This is a genomic window from Massilia alkalitolerans DSM 17462 (assembly GCF_000427785.1).
In the GTDB taxonomy this organism is placed as follows: Bacteria; Pseudomonadota; Gammaproteobacteria; order Burkholderiales; family Burkholderiaceae_D; genus Telluria; species Telluria alkalitolerans.
The window spans coordinates 205,201-223,811 of record NZ_ATYR01000004.1 but is presented as its reverse complement, the minus strand read 5'-3'; the positions used below and the strand labels follow the sequence as shown (position 1 = coordinate 223,811).

Below are 18,611 nucleotides of genomic sequence, written 5' to 3'. Positions count from 1 at the left end.
GGCCTCACCCGTTGAGTACGCGCTTGAACTCTTCCGGCGACTTGTCGCCCAGCCCCAGCTTGTCCAGGGTCCGTGCCTCGGCGGCGAAGTCGCGGTCCAGCAGGCCGCTGGCGATGACGGTCAGGGCGTCGGCGGTCGGCGTCGGCACCTTCATCAGGCGGCCGATCGAGGACAGCAGCGCCAGGCCCATCGGCACGTCTTCGGTGATGAAACGCGTCTGCAGGGTGGCCGGACCCTTCGGTCCGCCTTCGCGCGCATAGCGGCGGAACACGGAGATCGACGGTTGCGACAGGTCTTCTTCGTTGCGGAACTTGCACTCGTCAAAATAGGGCGAGGGCTTGCCGCCGGTGGCGGCGATGACGGCGTTCTTCTCTGCATCGAGCTTGTACAGCAGGTTCAGCACCGAGGGCGTGAAGGCTTCGCGGTACATCCAGAATTCGCCTTCCGAATGTTCGATGCGGCTGGCCGACAGCAGGGTGCCGATGGTGTGCACGATCAGGTTCGGATTGTGCATGGCGGACTCGACCACATTGGTACGGGTGGCGACATAGGTCGGGAACAGGCGCGCGGCGCGTTCCAGCCCTTCGGCGGCGCGCTCGCGCGGCAGGAAGGCCAGCGCATTGCGCGTGTTGCGGAACAGGACGTTGACGACGCCCGGTTCGACAATGCGTGCGTCATAGGGCAGGCTTTCGCCTTCCGCCAGCAGGAAGCCTTCCTTCTGCTGGTAGGGCAGGAAGTAGCAGGACCCCATGTAGCCCGGCGCCAGCAGCACCAGCTGGTGCGCCTTCAGGTAGGGGCCGATCAGCTCGGCGATCTCGGCATGGCATTGAGTCTGGGTGGTGATGATGATCGCGTCCGGCGTCTCGGCAAATGCTTCGCCGACATCGCGCGTGGCCAGGGCAATCGACGCCGTGCTGGTTTCGCCGCCTTTGGGATTGCTGATGAGCTTGATCGTGCGGGTCTCGCGCACGGTATCGAAATTCTGGTCGTGCAGCGAGTGCGAGGTTTTCAGCAAGGCGACCCGGTGCCCGTCCTGTGCGAGGATCGCGCCGAGCGCGCATCCCGCATTGCCTGCACCTACCATTAACACATTCATGCGTCCTCCATTCGACCGGCCGGACGGCACGACGCGGCGAGCGTCAGTGCCGGGTTCCGCCAGGAGGCGGCGGCCCGGTCATCGGGTTCATCAAGGCGGCAACAGGATCATGGAACGTCGCGCAAACGCTTCCCAGGAGAAGTCACAATGCCTCTCTGCGTCACCGCACGAATTGGAAATTATCAAATGAGCAGCAGTTCCGGATGCTCATCGATGAAATTACGATAAGTTTGTTCAATTGGGAAGTCAACCGAATTCCCGCTTGCGTGCGTCTGCAAGAAGCGTACAGATAAGCCAAAAAAGAACACATTTTGCCGACTATTAAAAATCTTTAGTGCAACTTTCTGGATGAGGGCCTGGCCGTTGTTTCGCTCTGCAGGCAGGATGGCGACAGGCAGATGAGGAGTAACGCACGGCATTGTTCGTCCGCTCACGCGTATCTTCGTGAAGCACGGTGGCAGGACTGGAAAAGCAGAACCATACACATCTTGTTACACTTTTGCTCATGGTTTGGCCGCGCCGACGATCATCTTGCTAACGAGAAAAATTGCGGAGTAGTATAGGAACACCTCCCTATGCCCCTGCACATCATGTCCACTTTGACGTCTTGCGTTTTCTGCTCACTCCCTCAAGAGCGAATCATCGACAGCAACGCATTGGCGATGACGATCCGGGACGCTTATCCCATCTCTCCCGGGCACACATTAATCATTCCAAAGCGCCACGTGGCATCGTTTTTCGAGATCACATCGGAAGAACGAAGCGCAATGCTGAGCCTCCTGGACAAGGCCGCATCGGGCTTGAAGGCCGAGCTCCATCCGGCGGGCTACAACATCGGCATCAACGATGGCGCTGCGGCCGGGCAGACGGTTCCCCATTTGCACATGCATCTCATCCCGCGCTTTGCTGCCGACGTAGCGGACCCGCGCGGCGGAGTCAGATGGGTCATTCCGGAAAAAGCCGATTACTGGAGCAAGCCCTAAGTGCTGCCGCCGCCGTCACCGCATGAGCAGCTGGTTTTCCTCGACCATATCCAGCGCCTGTTCGAGGAAGGGGAGTTCGTTGCAACCTACAAGTACGCCTTGCTGCATGCGATAACCGAACTGGCAATCGAATTCGGCACCGATAGCGGGGATACGCTCGATCTGTTTCATTCGCAAATCGCGGACAAGTTCCTGGAAGTGTATTGGCGACAAGTCATTCCCTATCGGGCAAACGATGAGGGCGGCGTACTCATCCAGAACAAGGGCAGGCAGGCCGCCGTCATCGTCCTGTTGCAGGATATCCGTGGCCGTCATGGGACCTTGCCCAAGGCACGCGCTTCTCAAGAATGGCGGGTGGCAGTCAGGGAAACGGTCAGGCTGTTGAAGGACATGCCGCTCTGGCGGCTGCAGATCTTGCGGCGCCAGGAAAGCCGCTTTCTCTATATTCCGGGCGCTGGTCCCTTTATCAGGCTGTTGCCGGGCGTGATGTTCAACCTGCGGCGTTTTCACGGCCTGCTGCAACAGCTCATCCGTGCCGCCTGGACCAGCCATATTCGCAGCAACCCGAAGAACGCTGCCCTGCTTGGCGATCGCGACGACCTCGAAGAAGTCCTGTTCGGAACGGACCGGGCCTCGCTGGCACTGGTGAAACCGATCCTCAAGGACCTGCAAGGCGATACCTGCTTCTATTGCCAGCGACGACTTGGCGAAATGGGCGAAGTCGACCATTTCATTGCCTGGTCCCGTTACCCGCGCGACCTCGGCCATAATTTTGTGCTGGCACACAGACGGTGCAACGGTGACAAGCGCGATCTCCTGGCCGCGACCGAGCACCTGGAGAGATGGCGAAACAGGAACGTCGTGCAGGGCGCCACCCTGAAAAGGGAGCTGGAGGGGCAATTCGTCTGCGATGAACCGACGACGCTGCGTGTTGCGCAATGGTCGTATGAGCACGGCTTTGCAGCGTCGTCGCAATCCTGGCAAGGCAGGGGACACGTGGTGCCGCTGGATGAAGGATATCGGCGGATTCTTCAGGAACGCTTTCCAACTCCCCCGGATCCGGCAGCAACGGCGGCTTGAGCGACGCCGTTGCTGGTGCGAAGTGGCTCATCACGAGCCACCGTTTGCCGGCGATGATGCCGTAAAAATAAGCGGCCTCGCTTACTCCACCGTCACCGACTTCGCCAGGTTGCGCGGCTTGTCCACATCGGTGCCACGCGCCAGCGCGGTGTGGTAAGCCAGCAGCTGCAGCGCCGCCACGTGCAGGATCGGCGACAGGTCACCGTAGTGCTCCGGCAGGCGGATCACGTGCAGGCCGTCGCCCGAGGTGATGCGCGAGTCGACGTCGGCGAACACATACAGCTGGCCGCCGCGGGCGCGCACTTCCTGCATGTTCGACTTCAGCTTTTCCAGCAGCGCATCGTTCGGGGCGATCGTGACCACCGGCATTTCTTCGGTCACCAGCGCCAGCGGACCGTGCTTCAGCTCACCGGCCGGATAGGCTTCGGCGTGGATGTACGAAATTTCCTTGAGCTTCAGTGCGCCTTCCAGCGCGATCGGGTAGTGCATGCCGCGGCCCAGGAACAGCGCGTTTTCCTTGCGCGCGAATTCTTCGGCCCAGGCCATGATCTGCGGCTCCAGCGCCAGCACCGAACCCAGCGCGACCGGCAGGTGGCGCATCATCTTGAGGTGCTGGGCTTCTTCCTCGTCGGTCAGGCGGCCGTTCACTTGCGCCAGGGTCAGCGTCAGGAGGAACAGCGCGGCCAGCTGGGTGGTGAAGGCCTTGGTCGAGGCCACGCCCACTTCCACGCCGGCGCGGGTGATGTAGGCCAGCTTGCACTCGCGCACCATGGCGCTGGTGGCGACGTTGCAGATGGTCAGGGTGTGCGGCATGCCGAGGCTGCGCGCGTGCTTCAGCGCGGCCAGGGTGTCGGCCGTCTCGCCGCTCTGTGAGATGGTCACGACCAGGGTCTGTGGGTGCGGGACGCTGTCGCGGTAGCGGTATTCGCTGGCGATCTCGACGTTGACCGGGACCTTGGCGATGCATTCGATCCAGTACTTCGCGGTCAGGCCGGCGTAGTAGCTGGTTCCGCAGGCCAGGATCAGCACGCGGTCGATTTCCTTGAACACGCCATAGGCGCCGTCGCCGAACAGTTCCGGCATGATGCCGGTGACGCCCTCGAGGGTGTCGCCGATGACGCGCGGCTGTTCGAAGATTTCCTTCTGCATATAGTGGCGGTACGGGCCCAGCTCGGCTGCGCCGGTGTGGGCGTGCACGGTTTTCACTTCGCGCTCGACCGGACGGCCGTCGACGTCGACGATCCAGTAGCGCGCCAGCTGCAGGTCGACCACGTCGCCTTCTTCGAGGTAGATGATCTGGTTGGTGGTGCCGGCCAGCGCCATCGCGTCCGAGGCCACGAAGTTCTCGTTCTCGCCCACGCCGACGATCAGCGGCGAACCCTGGCGCGCGGCGACCACGCGGTGCGGCTCTTCGCGCGAGAACACGGCGATGGCATAGGCGCCGTGCAGGCGCTTGACGGCCTGCTGGACGGTGTCGAACAGGTCGCCGTTGTACATGTGGTCGACCAGGTGGGCGATGACTTCGGTGTCGGTCTGGCTGGTGAACTCGTAGCCCAGGCCCTTCAGTTCGGCGCGCAGCTCGTCGTGGTTTTCGATGATGCCGTTGTGGACAAGTGCGATGCGCGCATTGTCTTCGCTCGGCGAGAAGTGCGGGTGCGCATTGTGCGAAGCCGGCGCGCCGTGGGTGGCCCAGCGGGTGTGGGCGATGCCGGTGAAGCCGTCCAGATGGGCTTCGCGCACCTGCTCTTCGAGCTCGGCCACGCGCGACGTGCTGCGCGCACGGGTCAGTTTGCCATCGAGGTGTACGGCCACGCCGCAGGAATCGTAGCCCCGATATTCGAGACGCTTCAGGCCCTCGAGCAGGACTGGGGTGATATTGCGCTTGGCGACAGCGCCGACGATACCGCACATGGTTGGACCTCATCTGAAAGATTTGCAATGAAACGAATCGTAGAGCAACACTGTTGAAATAAGCTTTCAGAATTCCGCATGATTTGATAGATTATTTCATGACCCTTTAAGCGCGAAATATTATTTCATTTCATACCGATTTCTTTATTATTATTTCATTCGATGTCAGATCAACCACTTCTTGATGAGCTAGATCGTCGCATTCTGAATACACTGCAGGCTGATGCATCGCATACGAATGCGGAGTTGGCGGAACTCGTACATGTCTCACCGCCGACATGTTTGCGCCGGGTGAAACAGCTGACCGACAGCGGCGTCATCGAACGCCAGGTGGCGATCGTGGATCCCGCCAAGGTCGGCGCCCGCCTCAGCGCCATCGTCGAGATCACCCTCGACGTGCAGGCCGCCGAGCGCATGGACGAGTTCGAGGCCCTGGTGGCGCAGGACGCCGCGGTCCTGCAGTGCTACCGGGTCAGCCCGGGGCCGGATTTCGTGCTGATCGTGCAGGTGGCGGACATGCCGGCCTACCATGCGCTGGCGCACCGCCTGTTCACGGCGCACGCCAATGTGCGCAACGTGAAAGCCTACTTTTCCACTCACCGCTCCAAGTTCGACACCCGGATCGCGGTGTAAGGCTTGTGGATAAGTTTGTGGATTGGCACCGGGAAAACCACAGGATAAGCATGTGATTAGCCTGTGTTTTTCCTGTGCCTTTCCTGTGATTAGCCTGTCGATACCCAGTGGATTACTTCTTCGTTTTCACCGGACGCGACCAGCCTTCGATCGTCATCTGCTTCGGCCGCGAGATGGTCAGCTTGCCCGCCGGCGCATCCTTGGTCAGCGTCGTGCCCGCTCCCAGGGTCGCGCCTTTGCCCACGGTGACCGGCGCCACCAGCTGGCTGTCGCTGCCGATGAAGGCGTCATCCTCGATCACGGTGCGGAACTTGTTGGCGCCGTCGTAATTGCAGGTAATGGTGCCGGCGCCGATGTTGACGCGCGAACCGACCGTGGCATCGCCCACATAGGCCAGATGGTTGGCCTTGCTGTGCGCGGCGACCTGGCTGTTCTTGATCTCGACGAAGTTACCCACATGGACGTCTTCGCCCAGTTCGGTGCCCGGGCGCAGGCGCGCGTAGGGACCGATCTGCGACTTGTCGCCGACCACGGCATCCTCGATGTGGCAGAAGGGCTTGATCTGGGCGCCGGCGCCGATCTTCGCATTCACCAGCACGCAGTGCGGGCCGACCGTCACGCCATCGGCCAGCTCCACGCGGCCTTCGAACACGCAGCCGACGTCGATCACGACATCGCGGCCGCAGATGAGTTCACCGCGCACGTCGATGCGGGCCGGATCCATCAGGGTCACGCCCTTTTCCAGCAGCGCATTGGCGATGTTCAGCTGGTGGCGGCGCTCGAGCTCGGCCAGTTGCACCTTGCTGTTGACGCCAGCCACTTCCCATTCGGCGGAAGGCTGGGCCGACACCACCGGAACGCCGTCGGCGACGGCCTGGGCCACGATATCGGTCAGGTAGTACTCGCCCTGGGCATTGTTGTTCGACAGCGCCGCCAGCCAGCGCTTGAGGTGGGCGGTCGGGATGCACATGATGCCGCTGTTGATTTCGCGGATCGCCCGCTCGGCTTCGCTGGCATCCTTTTCTTCGACGATGCGCACGATGCTGCCGTTCTCGCGTACGATGCGGCCCAGGCCGAAGGGATTGGCCTGCTCGACCGTCAGGATGGCGAGCTTGTCCGTACCGGCAGCCTCAACCAAGCGGCCGAGCGACGCGCCCGTCGTCAGCGGCACGTCGCCGTACAGGACCAGGGTCGGCACGCTCTCGTCCAGCTCGGGCACGGCCTGCATCACCGCATGGCCGGTGCCGAGCTGCGGCGCTTGCTGTGCGGTGTCGATCCGGGCGCCGGTCTGCTCGGCCAGTTTGCCCACCATCTCCGGCACCGCTGCGCCTCCGTGCCCGTAAATGACGCATAATTTACTCGGCGATAAGCTGCTGGCCGTATCGATGACGTGCCGCAACAGCGGTTTCCCCGCCAGTGGATGCAAGACTTTCGGCAGCGCGGATTGCATGCGCTTTCCCATGCCGGCGGCGAGGATTACAACGTTCATAAAGCCGTCCTCAAATAATTGATAATATGAAAAATTTTATCACGCCGGATACCTTGTTCCGGCGCACCATGACCTTGTGCCTGATCGCATTGTTCGCCTTCGTTACTGGCTGCAGCTCGGTGCGTTTCACCTATAACCAGGGCGATACCTTACTGTATTGGTGGCTGGATTCCTATGCCGATCTGGAAGGACAGCAGGCCGACATCGCCAAGCGCGACATCGACAAGTTGTTCCAGTGGCACCGCCAGACCCAGCTGCGCGACTATGCGGCGCTGCTCGGCAGCATGCAGAAGGAACTTGCCGGCAACCCGACCCAGGCCGACCTGATCGGCATCTACAAGGAAATCCGTGTCCGCGGCGAACGGCTGGCAGCCCGCGCCGTGCCGGAAATGACCACCCTCGCACTGTCCATCAAACCGGAGCAGATCGCCGATATCGAGCGCAAATTCATTTCAAAAAACGCAGAATACCGCAAGAAATTCATTGAAGGCAGCACCGAAAAACGCCAGCGTGCGCGCTTCAAGAAGGCGATGAGCCAGCTCGAACTGTGGTTCGGCGGTTTCAGCAGCGAACAGGAAGCCATCCTGCGCAAGGCGTCCGACGCCCGCCCGCTCGACAGCGACATCTGGCTGGAAGAACGCGTCTGGCGCCAGCGCCGCATCCTTTCCCTGCTGCGCAAGTTTCAGCAGGAAAAGCCGAACCGCGAGCAGGCCGCGGCCCAGATCACGGCGATGCAGCGCGAACTCTTCAACCGCACCGAGTCGCCCGAGCGCAAGGCCTTCTACGACAATTATCTCGACCAGACCACGAAGTTCATGCTCACCGCGATCCGGATCGCCACGCCGGCGCAGAAGAAGCACGCGCACGAGCGTATGCAGGGCTGGATCAATGACTTCCAGGTTCTGGCTTCCGGCAAGTAGCGCTGCCGAGAAGGCCGGGCAGGGCGGCAGGGTGCTATAGTGCCGCCCATGCAAAAGAAGTCCTCCAAACCCTCTAAACCAGCCCATAGGGCTCCCCGCCTGGCGCCGCGCCAGGTGCGCATCATCGGCGGCGCCTGGAAGCGCGCCTTGCTGCCGGTGCTCGACTCCGAAGGCCTGCGCCCGACCCCGGACCGGGTGCGCGAAACCGTCTTCAACTGGATCAACCACCAGCTCGGCGGCGACTGGGACAGCGCCAGCTTCCTCGACCTGTTTGCCGGCTCCGGCGCCCTCGGCTTTGAAGCGGCCAGCCGCGGCGCGGCCTCGGTCATGATGGTGGACAGCCATGGCGTGGCAACGCGCCAGCTGGAAGCCAACCGCGACAAGCTGAAGGCCGGCAACGTCAAGGTGCTGCGCGCCGACGCGCTGGCGCTGGTGAAAGATCTGGCAGCACGTGGCCAGCGCTTCGACGTGATCTTCCTCGATCCCCCTTACCAGCTGGGCCTGCTCACCCAGATCCTGCCGCTGTGCCCGGCCATCCTGAACGAAGGCGGCCTGGTCTATGCGGAGACGGGCGAAGCCTTGCCGCTCGACGCCGAGCTGCCCGAATGGCTGGCCGGCTGGGATGCGATTCGCGCCGACAAGGCCGGCATGGTCTATTACTACCTGCTGAAATTGAACGGGGCCGATACCTGACGAGCACTGCGGCAACAAACCTGCACAAAGATTGGGCAAAAGCCGCCCCAGGCTGGGGCGGCTGCCGGATTTTCAGGCATAATGCGCGTTCTAACAACGAGGGTGTGAAAAACCGGCACGGCAAGGCGCCGAGTCGAAGACAGTACGCTAGTACGGCGAGACGAGGCAACGCCGCCGTGGCGGAATTTTCATACCCTCTGATTCTCCAGGGAGCCGCAATGGTTGTAGCCGTATATCCAGGTACTTTCGATCCGCTCACGCGCGGGCACGAAGACTTAGTGCGCCGTGCATCGGGTTTGTTCGACCGCCTGGTAGTGGGTGTAGCCGACAGCAAGAACAAGAAACCCTTCTTCTCGCTCGAAGAGCGCCTGGAAATCGCCAATGAAGTGCTCGGCCATTATCCAAACGTGCAGGTCGAAAGCTTCTCCGGCCTGCTCAAGGATTTCGTGCGCCAGCACGATGCGCGCGTAATCGTGCGCGGCCTGCGCGCGGTGTCCGACTTCGAATACGAGTTCCAGATGGCGGGCATGAACCGCTACCTGCTTCCCGATGTCGAAACCTTGTTTTTGACCCCTTCCGACCAATATCAGTTTATCTCGGGCACCATCGTGCGCGAGATCGCCATGTTGGGCGGCGACGTATCGAAATTCGTTTTCCCATCGGTGGACCGCTGGCTGCAGAAGAAGATTGCATCCATCAAGGCGGCGCCGGCGGCCTGACCCAGCAATAACCCGCAGCAAGGAACGAGCAAGACCATGGCACTGATGATTACCGACGATTGCATCAACTGCGACGTCTGCGAACCCGAATGCCCGAACGACGCCATCTCGATGGGCGCCGAGTTCTACCAGATCGACCCACAAAAGTGCACCGAGTGCGTCGGCCATTTCGAACAGCCGACCTGCGCGGAGCTGTGCCCGGTTGCCTGCATTCCCCTCAACCCCGAGTGGCGCGAAACGCGTGAGCAATTGCACGCGAAATATGAACGCCTGACTGCCGCCAAGGCAGAGGCCTGATCCCCAAGCCGGCTGTTCTGCCGGCTTTTTTTATTCCTGTTTGGTCCCCGGTAACGTGCGCACGCAAGGCGCTTGCCGCCGGTGCTATGCTGGTTCGATGGATACGCCAGACGCCCGCAGGGACGCCCTCCCTTCTGCCTTCCAGGAACACCTGGGCACGGTGGCGGAATTCTATGCGCGGCATAACCAGGACCTGTCTCCGGCACAACGGGCTGTGGAGAGAATCAGTTTCTTTCTCGGCAGCCCGGGCTATGTGGTCGGCAACCTGGTGTTCGTCGTCCTCTGGATCGCCTGGAACCTGGCGGCGCCCGAGCTGGGCTTCGCCCAGTGGGACGAGCCGCCATTCTTCTGGCTGCAGGGGCTCATCGCCCTGAATGCCTTCGTGATTTCCACCACCGTGCTGATTCGCCAGAATCGCATGTCCACCCTCGCCGGCCAGCACTCCCACCTCGACCTGCAGGTCAACCTGCTGGCGGAAGAAAAGAACAGCAAGATCATCCGCATGTTGGAAGAACTGCGGCGCGACCTGCCCAACGTCGGCAACAAGCCCGATCCCGAGGCCGAAGAACTGTCCAGACCGACCGATACCGAAGCCGTCCTGTCCATCATCGAAGAGTCCTCAGAGCAGCTCAACTGCGAGCGGAAATAGTTTACTGCGCAGGGCCCGTAAAACGCTCTGGGCGGGGATAGGGGTACTCACGCACACGTTATTACCAATACTCATCCATTTCATGTAATAGAAGTTGAATTGTGTGGAACCTCATGTATTACTCATCAATATGCTGACTTTATACAGCTAATTTCTCCCAAACAGCTCTTGTTCGACCCGGTCGATGCAAGGATTCGCTTGATGGCCAGCTTGAGGGTATCTCACCTCATTTCTCGACATTGTGCATCCAATTTCTTCCATTTGGCGGCCATCATTCAAGCCTGCAAAAATCTTCTCTTTTCTGATTGTTGATTCTTCGTGAACTTTGTTAAATCAAAGGAGCGAGAAAACCCCGGTGACGAAGAGTCACCAGACGCGCTACGCTGGATGGTCGGCAACGGTGCGGGAATGGCCCGGAAATCGGGAGAGGCGGGGAGGACGGACGAAAAAAAACGCGGCGTCCGGATCGGAGGCCGCGTTCAAACGGAGGAAAACAGAATCAGTGGCGCTTGGCCAGATGGGCTTTCGGCGGGCGCGGGCGTACGGTCAACACGGCGGCGCGGCCGATACCGACGAGCAGCGGACGGAAGAACATGGCGACGCCACCCAGCAGCGCAAGGCCGCTGGCGGCGCGGAGGACCTGGCCGACGGGAACGGCGGCAACGGCGGTCTGGATAAGGGTGAGTGAGGCGGACATGATGTGCAAATTGTTCAGTTGCGCCCAATATAGTGCGATGCAACATATAAATCTAATTCTGTTCACTGATGACGCTTATGCATTCTGTGAATACTTGAGGTACACTGGGAATACCTTCTGTATTGCCATCAACTAGTTCCCATGAGCTTCCTGACGCTTGACCTGAACCTGCTGCGTGTCTTCGACGCAGTGATGACCGAGCAAAACCTTACCCGCGCCGCCGGGCACCTCGCCATGACCCAGCCGGCGGTCTCGAACGCGATCAAGCGCCTGCGTGAAAGCCTCGGGGACGAACTCCTGATCCGCACCGCCTATGGCGTCAAGCCGACGCCGCGTGCGGAAGCGCTGTGGCCGGCGGTACGCCAGGCGCTGGCCGCGCTGGAAGCGGCCGTGATGCCGGAAACCTTCGACGTGTCGAAGGCCCAGGCGACCTTCCGGATGGCGATGGCCGACGCGACCGCCGCCCTGTGGCTGCCCTCGCTGATGCGTTCGATCGAGCGTGAAGCGCCGGGCGTGAACATCCGCATGGTGCCGCTGACCACGCGCGAGCCGCGGCCGATGCTGCTGCGCGGCGACATCGACCTGGCGGTGGGTTTCTTCCCGGGCGTGGCGGCCCAGCTGTCGTACGAGACCGGCTCGCCGATCCGCCACGAGCGCCTGTATTCGGGCGTCTACGTGTGCGTGATGCGCAAGGACCACCCGCTGGCCAAGGAAAAGCTGGATCTCGACACTTACTGCAAGGCCAACCACCTCTTGGTGAGTTTTTCAGGGCGCGCGCATGGCCTGGTCGACGAAGCGCTGGCCCAGATCGGCCGCGAGCGCCGCATCCTGCTGACGGTGAACCAGTTCTTCACGGCGGGGCGGGTGGTGGCGAACTCGGACCTGATCACGGTGCTGCCGAAACACCTGATGGTCTCGACCGGCATGACCGATGCGCTGGTCTGGCGCGAATTGCCCTTCCAGCTGCCGGCCGTGCACCTGGACATGCTCTGGCACGAGCGCGACGGCCGCAGCCCGGCGCACCGCTGGCTGCGCAAGAACCTGGAAAGCATGGCGGAGAGCGCGGCGCCGAAGACCGGCGCACGCAAGGTCGTGTAAGCGGCAGTGGCCGGCAATGCCGGCCAACGCACGTTCAGCGGATCGGCAGCTTGGTCGTGTTCTTGACCTCTTCCATCACCGCATAGGTGTGCGTCTCGCGCACGCCCTTCTGCAGCAAGGTCTTGCCGAGGAATTCCCGATAGGCCGCCATGTCCTTGACGCGCGCCTTGACCAGGTAATCGAAGCCGCCCGCCACCATGTGGCATTCCAGCACTTCCGGAATCATCTGGACGCTCTGTTTGAATGCATCGAACACTTCGGGAGTGGTACGATCAAGCACCACTTCGATGAACACCAGCAGCGACACATCCAGTAGCTGTGGGTTGAGCTGCGCGGTGTAGCCCATGATGTAGCCGGACTCGTGCAGCTTGCGCACGCGCTCCAGGCAGGCGGCAGGAGACAGGTTGACACGTGCTGCCAGCTCGACGTTGCTGATTCGCCCGTCGTTCTGGAGTTCCGCCAGAATTTTCTTACTGATCTTGTCGAGCATGGTCGGTCTCCTGCCATGTAAATATTATTCGGTCAGATTGTCGCACCAAAAACTATCTTTTGCTAGTCTGTCGTAAAAACAGAATTAATCCAGAAGATTTCCTTCTACAATCGAATCATTCCAAAGTATTGCGCAGTACGCCGTCCGCCATTCTCGCGGGTCGGCGTTTTTTGCTGCGCCGAGCCTACGTTTGATTCCTTTTTAGAAGACTCACCATGCACATTGACGCCGCCCTGGCCTCCGCTTTCGTTCCCTTCGATGCACTCCAACGCGAGGTCAAGCAGGACCAGACCCCGCTGCGCGAAGCCATCACCGCCGCCTACCGCCGCGATGAAAGCGAGGCGGTGCAGTGGCTGCTGGCCCAGGGCGCCAGCGCGAATGCCGACGCCTACATGCTGGCGCACCGCCTGGTCTCGAGCGTGCGCGAGAAGCGCACCCGTTCCTCGGGCGTGGACGCGCTGATGCACGAGTTCTCGCTGTCGTCGGAAGAAGGCGTGGCGCTGATGTGCCTGGCCGAGGCGCTGCTGCGCATCCCGGACAGCGAAACCGCCGACCGCCTCATCGCCGACAAGATCAGCCGCGGCGACTGGAAGAAGCACCTGGGCGAATCGCCTTCGCTGTTCGTCAACGCGGCCACCTGGGGCCTGCTCATCACCGGCAAGCTGGTCTCGACCAATAGCGAAAAGAACCTGGGATCGGCGCTTACCCGGCTGATCGCCAAGGGCGGCGAACCCCTGATCCGCAAGGGCGTCGACATGGCCATGCGCATGCTGGGCAACCAGTTCGTCACCGGCCAGACCATCGAGGAAGCCCTCAAGAATAGCCGCGAGAACGAAACGCGCGGCTACCGCTATTCCTACGACATGCTGGGCGAAGCCGCACTCACCGAAGCGGACGCCAGGAACTACTACGCCTCCTACGAGAGCGCGATCCATGCGATCGGCAAGGCCTCGAACGGCCGCGGCATCAAGGACGGCCCGGGCATCTCGATCAAGCTGTCGGCCCTGCACCCGCGCTACAGCCGCGCGCAGTACGCGCGTGTGATGGGTGAGCTGCTGCCGCGCGTGCGCAGCCTGGTCCTGCTGGCCAAGCAGTACAACATCGGCATCAACATCGACGCGGAAGAAGCCGATCGCCTCGAGATCTCGCTCGACATGCTCGAGTCGCTCGCTTTCGACCCTGAACTGGCCGGCTTCGAGGGCATCGGCCTGGTGGTGCAGGCCTACCAGAAGCGCTGCCCCTTCGTGATCGACTTCGTGGTCGACCTGGCCAAGAGGAGCAGCCGCAAGTTCATGGTGCGCCTGGTGAAGGGTGCCTATTGGGACGCCGAGATCAAGCGCGCCCAGGTCGACGGCATGCCGGGCTATCCGGTCTACACCCGCAAGGTGTACACCGACGTCTCCTACCTGACCTGCGCGCGCAAGCTGCTGGCGGCGAGCGACATCATCTACCCGCAGTTCGCCACCCACAACGCGCACTCGCTGTCGGTGATCTACACCTGGGCCAAGGCCGACGGCATCAAGAACTACGAATTCCAGTGCCTGCACGGCATGGGCGAGACCCTGTACGACCAGGTCGTCGGCTCGAACAAGCTGGACAAGGCCTGCCGCATCTATGCGCCGGTCGGCTCGCACGAAACCCTGCTGGCCTATCTGGTGCGCCGCCTGCTGGAAAACGGCGCCAACTCGTCCTTCGTGAACCAGATCGTGGACGAGAAGGTGGCCATCGACACCCTGCTGGCCGATCCCTTCGAGCAGGCGCGCGCCGCCGGTGGCAAGCCACACCCGGCCATCGCCCTGCCGCTGCAGCTGTTCGGGGCCGAGCGCAAGAACTCGAGCGGCCTGGACCTGGTCAACGAACACACGCTCACCGCGACCGCCGAAGGCCTGGCCAAGCAGCGCCAGCACAAGGCAATGCCGCTGATCGCCGGCCCGGTGGAAGGAAGTGAAACCGCCAAGGTCGTCAACCCGGCCATGTCGAGCGATGTCGTCGGCCAGGTGCAGGAAGCCACGCGCGCCGATGTCGACACCGCGCTGGCCGCGGCTGCCGCCTTCGCCGGCGAATGGGAAACCACAGGTGTCGAGACCCGCGCCGCCATCCTCGAGCGTACTGCCGACCTGTTCGAACAGAACGGCACCGAACTGATGGCGCTGGCCGTGCGCGAAGCCGGCAAATCGCTGCCGAACGCGATCGCCGAACTGCGCGAAGCGGTCGACTTCCTGCGCTACTACGCGGTCGAGATCCGCGCAGCCAAAGCGGAAGGCGCACTCGGTCCGGTGACTTGCATCAGCCCATGGAACTTCCCGCTGGCGATCTTCACCGGCCAGGTGGCCGCCGCGCTCGCGGCCGGCAACGTGGTGCTGGCCAAGCCGGCCGAGCAGACCCCCTTGATCGCGCACCGCGCGGTCGAGCTGTTCCTGGAAGCCGGCTGCCCGCGCGCCGCGCTGCAGCTGCTGCCGGGCCGCGGCGAAGTGGTCGGCGCCGCCCTGACCTCGGACTCGCGTGTGAAAGGCGTGATCTTCACCGGCTCCACCGAAGTGGCGCAGCTGATCAACCGTACCCTCGCCAAGCGCGCCGAGCAGGAAGGCATCGACATTCCGCTGGTGGCCGAAACCGGCGGCCAGAATGCGCTGATCGTGGATTCCTCGGCGCTGCCGGAGCAAGTGGTGCAGGACGTGCTGTCCTCGGCCTTCGACTCGGCCGGCCAGCGCTGCTCGGCGCTGCGCGTGCTGTTCCTGCAGGAAGACATCGCCGACAAGACCATCACCATGCTCAAGGGCGCGATGCAGGAACTGCGCGTCGGCTCGCCGGACCGCCTGGCCACCGACATCGGCCCGGTGATCGACAGCGAAGCCCAGCGCAACCTGCTGGCCCACATCGAACGCATGCGCGCCACCGCGCGCAGCCATTTCGCGCTCGAGCTGCCGGACAGCGTGAACAATGCCGGCACCTTCGTGCCGCCGACCGTGCTGGAAATCGGCTCGATGGCTGAACTCAAGCATGAAGTCTTCGGCCCGGTGCTGCACATCGTGCGCTACCGCCGTGCCGACCTGCCGAAGGTGGTCGACACCATCAACGCCACCGGCTACGGCCTGACCCTGGGCGTACATTCGCGCATCGACGAGACCATCGACTTCATCGTCGCGCGCGCCCATGTGGGCAACATCTACGTGAACCGCAACATCGTCGGCGCGGTCGTGGGCGTGCAGCCTTTCGGCGGCGAGGGCAAATCGGGCACCGGTCCGAAGGCCGGCGGTCCGCTCTACCTGAAGCGCCTGCAGCGCCATGCGGCGCCGCTCATGGAACACAGCCGCACATTCGACGCAGGCCTGGATGCGCTGCTCGGCTGGCTGCGCAACAACGGCCATACGGATGTGGCGACGCTGGCGCAAGCTTACGGCCGCACTGCGCTCAACGGTGTCGAGATCGCCCTGCCGGGTCCGACCGGCGAGCGCAATACCCTGGCCTTCACGCCGCGCGGCACCGTGCTGTGCGCGCCGAAGACGGCTGCCGGCCTGCTCAACCAGCTGGCGGCCAGCCTCGCCAACGGCAACCGCGCGCTGGTGCTGGCCGCGCCGGATTTGATCCCGGCCAATCTGCCGGCCCTGGTCAAGGAGCGCGTGCGCTTCATCGGGATGGAAGAAATCGACGCCAGCGAGTTCCAGATCGCGCTGCTGGAAGCAGGCCTGGCCGGCTCGCTGCGCAGCAAGCTGGCGGCCCGGCCCGGGGCCATCGTCGGCATTGCCGACACGGGCGCCAGCGAGCCGGTCGCCCTGTGGCGGCTGGTGGCGGAAAGGGCGGTGTGCGTCAACACCACCGCGGCTGGCGGCAACGCAAGCCTGATGACGCTGGGAGTGTAATCATCAAGGGAGCGCAAGCTCCCTTTTTTTTGCAACAGGAGTAGCGTAGCAGCCGTAGCTTCACATTCTTATAAATCTTGGAGGTAGACATGCTTGTTGGCGTACCCAAGGAGATCAAGAATCACGAGTACCGTGTCGGGATGACCCCACCCTCGGTGCGCGAGCTGACGTCACGCGGCATCGACGTCATCGTGCAGCAGGGCGCCGGCGAGCAGATCGGGCTCCTGGACGAGCAGTACATGGCGGCCGGCGCCAGCATGGTGGCCAGCGCCGGCGAAGTCTTCGCGCGTGCCGACATGATCGTCAAGGTCAAGGAGCCGCAACCCGCCGAATGCGCGATGCTGCGCGAAGGGCAGGTGCTCTACACCTACCTGCACCTGGCGCCGGATCCCGAACAGACCGCCGCCCTGGTGAAATCCGGCGCGGTCTGCATCGCATATGAAACCATCACCGGCCCGGGCGGCGGCCTGCCGCTGCTGGCGCCGATGAGCGAAGTAGCCGGCCGCATGGCGATCCAGGCCGGCGCCGCGCATCTGGAGAAATCCAGGGGCGGCATGGGCCTGCTGCTGGGCGGCGTGCCGGGTGTGGCGGCGGGCCACGTGGTGATCATCGGCGCCGGCGTGGTCGGCACCAATGCGCTGCAGATGGCGGTCGGTACCGGCGCACGCGTAACGGTGCTCGACAAGAACGTCGACCGCCTGCGCCAGCTGGACCTGGTCTACGGCAACCGCATTTCCACGCTCTACTCCAACGCGCATGCGATCGAGGAAGCGGTGCTGGACGCCGACCTGGTGATCGGCGGCGTGCTGGTGCCGGGCGCCGCGGCGCCCAAGCTGGTCACCCGCGACATGATCTCGCGCATGAAGAAGGGCGCGGTGGTGGTGGACGTGGCGATCGACCAGGGCGGCTGCTTCGACACCTCGCACCCGACCACCCATGCCGACCCGACCTTTGTCGTCGACGGCGTGATCCACTACTGCGTGGCGAACATGCCGGGCGCGGTGGCACGCACCTCCACCTTCGCGCTCAACAACGCAACCATCGGCCACGCCGTGGCGCTGGCCACCAAGGGCTGGCGCCAGGCCTTGTCGAACGACGTCCACCTGCGCAATGGCTTGAATGTCTGCCAGGGCAAGGTCACCTACGAAGCCGTGGCCCGGGACCTGAATTACGACTATGTGCCGGCCGAATCGCTGCTGGGCTAGAGCGGCCTGCTCGCCAGGTCCCGGCACACCCGCCGGGTGATGTGGAAAGCGTACTGCGCGGCCACCGATTTCACGAATCGCATGAAATCGGTGGCCGCGTTTTCATTGGCGTTGTCGGACACGGTGCGGATCACGGCGCAGGGCACGCCCAGCTCGTAGCACACCTGGGCCACCGCGGCGCCTTCCATTTCGACCGCCACCAGGCCGGGAAGGGCCTCGTTGAGCGCATTCAGGCGCAGGCGCTCGCTCATGAACTGGTCGCCGCTCGCCACCAGGCCGCGGTGCACGCGCGGCTGCGCCAGGCGGAATTCGCGCCGCTCGCCCTCGCTGATCGCGCTGTTCAGATCTTGCTCGAGGAAGTCATGGGCGGCGCGCGACAGGCGCAGCGACAGCTGCAGGTCCGGCTGGAAGTGCGTCAGGCCGGTGAGCGGCACCTCGAAACGGGGAAACAGCGGGCTCGCATCCATGTCGTGCTGGACCAGGGCTTCCGCGACCACGATATCGCCGACTTGCACCGTTTTATCCCCGGCGCCGGCCACGCCGGTAAAGAGGATGTGGGTAACTCCGAACTTTTCCACAAGGGTTGTGGCTGTCATGGCAGCGGCAACCTTGCCAATTCGCGACAGAACGCACACAGCGTCGATTTCCCACAGCTTCCCTGCCCAGTACTCACGCATGCCATGGATGAGCTTGGCGGGCCCTTGCATGGCTTCTACGAGCCCCAGCTGTTCTTCGTACAGCGCGCTGATGATCCCCAGTCGCATGTTTTTCCTTGTTTTTCTTGCGTTTTT

18 protein-coding genes are annotated in these 18,611 nt (G+C 62.8%); 11 read left to right on the top strand and 7 right to left on the bottom strand.

The window, feature by feature from the left end; genetic code table 11:
- Positions 1-4: 4 nt before the first annotated feature.
- Together YWC_RS0106675 and YWC_RS32700 are read right to left on the bottom strand one after the other, a co-directional pair.
- Entirely contained in the window at positions 5-1,096 is a 1,092-nt protein-coding gene (locus YWC_RS0106675; RefSeq protein WP_027864674.1) for an NAD/NADP-dependent octopine/nopaline dehydrogenase family protein, read from the bottom strand.
- Positions 1,097-1,278: 182 nt separating this feature from the next.
- Complete coding sequence (locus YWC_RS32700) at positions 1,279-1,530, bottom strand: hypothetical protein (RefSeq protein ID WP_156923536.1); 252 nt, start codon at positions 1,528-1,530, stop codon at positions 1,279-1,281.
- A gap of 141 nt (positions 1,531-1,671) precedes the next feature.
- Here YWC_RS32700 and YWC_RS0106670 point away from each other — a divergent pair, with 141 nt between their 5' ends.
- Together YWC_RS0106670 and YWC_RS28550 are read left to right on the top strand one after the other, a co-directional pair.
- Positions 1,672-2,079, top strand: coding sequence for an HIT family protein (locus YWC_RS0106670; RefSeq protein ID WP_229413031.1), 408 nt, complete (start codon positions 1,672-1,674; stop codon positions 2,077-2,079).
- Entirely contained in the window at positions 2,080-3,159 is a 1,080-nt protein-coding gene (locus YWC_RS28550) for an HNH endonuclease (RefSeq protein WP_051306281.1), read from the top strand.
- Positions 3,160-3,240: 81 nt separating this feature from the next.
- Here the strand turns inward: YWC_RS28550 and glmS are convergent, their stop codons facing one another.
- Positions 3,241-5,070, bottom strand: coding sequence for a glutamine--fructose-6-phosphate transaminase (isomerizing) (glmS, locus tag YWC_RS0106660; RefSeq protein ID WP_027864672.1), 1,830 nt, complete (start codon positions 5,068-5,070; stop codon positions 3,241-3,243).
- Positions 5,071-5,232: 162 nt separating this feature from the next.
- On the opposite strand from glmS, the gene YWC_RS0106655 reads away from it, so the two are divergent.
- Entirely contained in the window at positions 5,233-5,703 is a 471-nt protein-coding gene (locus YWC_RS0106655; RefSeq protein ID WP_027864671.1) for an Lrp/AsnC family transcriptional regulator, read from the top strand.
- A gap of 112 nt (positions 5,704-5,815) precedes the next feature.
- On the opposite strand, the gene glmU is transcribed toward YWC_RS0106655, so the two are convergent.
- Positions 5,816-7,192: a bifunctional UDP-N-acetylglucosamine diphosphorylase/glucosamine-1-phosphate N-acetyltransferase GlmU gene (gene glmU / locus YWC_RS0106650; protein ID WP_027864670.1), complete on the bottom strand. Its 1,377-nt coding sequence runs from the start codon at positions 7,190-7,192 to the stop codon at positions 5,816-5,818.
- Between the two features lie 26 nt (positions 7,193-7,218).
- On the opposite strand from glmU, the gene YWC_RS0106645 reads away from it, so the two are divergent.
- The 5 genes from YWC_RS0106645 to YWC_RS28545 all read left to right on the top strand — a co-directional run bounded on the left by YWC_RS0106645 (position 7,219) and on the right by YWC_RS28545 (position 10,470).
- Positions 7,219-8,112 carry a DUF6279 family lipoprotein gene (locus YWC_RS0106645; RefSeq protein ID WP_084416335.1) on the top strand — a complete coding sequence of 298 codons (894 nt, stop codon included), beginning with the start codon at positions 7,219-7,221 and terminating at the stop codon, positions 8,110-8,112.
- Between the two features lie 48 nt (positions 8,113-8,160).
- A complete protein-coding gene (gene rsmD / locus YWC_RS0106640) occupies positions 8,161-8,805 on the top strand; it encodes a 16S rRNA (guanine(966)-N(2))-methyltransferase RsmD (protein ID WP_027864668.1) in 645 nt (214 codons plus the stop codon).
- Positions 8,806-9,023: 218 nt separating this feature from the next.
- Positions 9,024-9,524, top strand: a complete 501-nt coding sequence (gene coaD, locus YWC_RS0106635) for a pantetheine-phosphate adenylyltransferase (protein WP_027864667.1) — start codon at positions 9,024-9,026, stop codon at positions 9,522-9,524.
- Positions 9,525-9,560: 36 nt separating this feature from the next.
- A complete protein-coding gene (locus YWC_RS0106630) occupies positions 9,561-9,821 on the top strand; it encodes a YfhL family 4Fe-4S dicluster ferredoxin (protein ID WP_027864666.1) in 261 nt (86 codons plus the stop codon).
- A 97-nt stretch (positions 9,822-9,918) separates the two neighbouring features.
- Positions 9,919-10,470: a DUF1003 domain-containing protein gene (locus YWC_RS28545; protein WP_084416334.1), complete on the top strand. Its 552-nt coding sequence runs from the start codon at positions 9,919-9,921 to the stop codon at positions 10,468-10,470.
- Positions 10,471-10,969: 499 nt separating this feature from the next.
- Here the strand turns inward: YWC_RS28545 and YWC_RS28540 are convergent, their stop codons facing one another.
- A complete protein-coding gene (locus tag YWC_RS28540) occupies positions 10,970-11,167 on the bottom strand; it encodes a hypothetical protein (RefSeq protein WP_036216849.1) in 198 nt (65 codons plus the stop codon).
- Positions 11,168-11,308: 141 nt separating this feature from the next.
- Here YWC_RS28540 and YWC_RS0106615 point away from each other — a divergent pair, with 141 nt between their 5' ends.
- Positions 11,309-12,265 carry a LysR family transcriptional regulator gene (locus tag YWC_RS0106615; protein ID WP_027864665.1) on the top strand — a complete coding sequence of 319 codons (957 nt, stop codon included), beginning with the start codon at positions 11,309-11,311 and terminating at the stop codon, positions 12,263-12,265.
- 34 nt (positions 12,266-12,299) lie between these two features.
- On the opposite strand, the gene YWC_RS0106610 is transcribed toward YWC_RS0106615, so the two are convergent.
- Positions 12,300-12,755, bottom strand: a complete 456-nt coding sequence (locus tag YWC_RS0106610; RefSeq protein ID WP_005664065.1) for an Lrp/AsnC ligand binding domain-containing protein — start codon at positions 12,753-12,755, stop codon at positions 12,300-12,302.
- A gap of 215 nt (positions 12,756-12,970) precedes the next feature.
- Here YWC_RS0106610 and putA point away from each other — a divergent pair, with 215 nt between their 5' ends.
- Both putA and ald read left to right on the top strand, forming a co-directional pair.
- On the top strand, positions 12,971-16,615 hold the full coding sequence (putA, locus tag YWC_RS0106605; protein ID WP_027864664.1) for a trifunctional transcriptional regulator/proline dehydrogenase/L-glutamate gamma-semialdehyde dehydrogenase: 3,645 nt from the start codon (positions 12,971-12,973) through the stop codon (positions 16,613-16,615).
- 89 nt (positions 16,616-16,704) lie between these two features.
- Positions 16,705-17,820 (top strand): alanine dehydrogenase, encoded by a 1,116-nt coding sequence (ald, locus tag YWC_RS0106600; protein WP_027864663.1) that lies wholly within the window; start codon positions 16,705-16,707, stop codon positions 17,818-17,820.
- On the opposite strand, the gene YWC_RS0106595 is transcribed toward ald, so the two are convergent.
- Positions 17,817-18,584 carry a 5'-methylthioadenosine/adenosylhomocysteine nucleosidase gene (locus YWC_RS0106595; protein ID WP_027864662.1) on the bottom strand — a complete coding sequence of 256 codons (768 nt, stop codon included), beginning with the start codon at positions 18,582-18,584 and terminating at the stop codon, positions 17,817-17,819. The genes ald and YWC_RS0106595 overlap by 4 nt on opposite strands.
- Between the last annotated feature and the right edge of the window lie 27 nt (positions 18,585-18,611).

Coding starts and splice junctions, on each gene's coding strand:
- YWC_RS28540 (WP_036216849.1), bottom strand. CDS start 11,167: ATGTCCGCCTCACTCACCCTTATCCAGACCGCCGTTGCCGCCGTTCCC.
- YWC_RS0106615 (WP_027864665.1), top strand. CDS start 11,309: ATGAGCTTCCTGACGCTTGACCTGAACCTGCTGCGTGTCTTCGACGCA.
- YWC_RS0106610 (WP_005664065.1), bottom strand. CDS start 12,755: ATGCTCGACAAGATCAGTAAGAAAATTCTGGCGGAACTCCAGAACGAC.
- YWC_RS0106670 (WP_229413031.1), top strand. CDS start 1,672: ATGCCCCTGCACATCATGTCCACTTTGACGTCTTGCGTTTTCTGCTCA.
- putA (WP_027864664.1), top strand. CDS start 12,971: ATGCACATTGACGCCGCCCTGGCCTCCGCTTTCGTTCCCTTCGATGCA.
- YWC_RS0106675 (WP_027864674.1), bottom strand. CDS start 1,096: ATGAATGTGTTAATGGTAGGTGCAGGCAATGCGGGATGCGCGCTCGGC.
- ald (WP_027864663.1), top strand. CDS start 16,705: ATGCTTGTTGGCGTACCCAAGGAGATCAAGAATCACGAGTACCGTGTC.
- coaD (WP_027864667.1), top strand. CDS start 9,024: ATGGTTGTAGCCGTATATCCAGGTACTTTCGATCCGCTCACGCGCGGG.
- YWC_RS0106655 (WP_027864671.1), top strand. CDS start 5,233: ATGTCAGATCAACCACTTCTTGATGAGCTAGATCGTCGCATTCTGAAT.
- YWC_RS0106595 (WP_027864662.1), bottom strand. CDS start 18,584: ATGCGACTGGGGATCATCAGCGCGCTGTACGAAGAACAGCTGGGGCTC.
- YWC_RS28545 (WP_084416334.1), top strand. CDS start 9,919: ATGGATACGCCAGACGCCCGCAGGGACGCCCTCCCTTCTGCCTTCCAG.
- YWC_RS0106630 (WP_027864666.1), top strand. CDS start 9,561: ATGGCACTGATGATTACCGACGATTGCATCAACTGCGACGTCTGCGAA.
- YWC_RS0106645 (WP_084416335.1), top strand. CDS start 7,219: ATGAAAAATTTTATCACGCCGGATACCTTGTTCCGGCGCACCATGACC.
- rsmD (WP_027864668.1), top strand. CDS start 8,161: ATGCAAAAGAAGTCCTCCAAACCCTCTAAACCAGCCCATAGGGCTCCC.
- glmS (WP_027864672.1), bottom strand. CDS start 5,070: ATGTGCGGTATCGTCGGCGCTGTCGCCAAGCGCAATATCACCCCAGTC.
- glmU (WP_027864670.1), bottom strand. CDS start 7,192: ATGAACGTTGTAATCCTCGCCGCCGGCATGGGAAAGCGCATGCAATCC.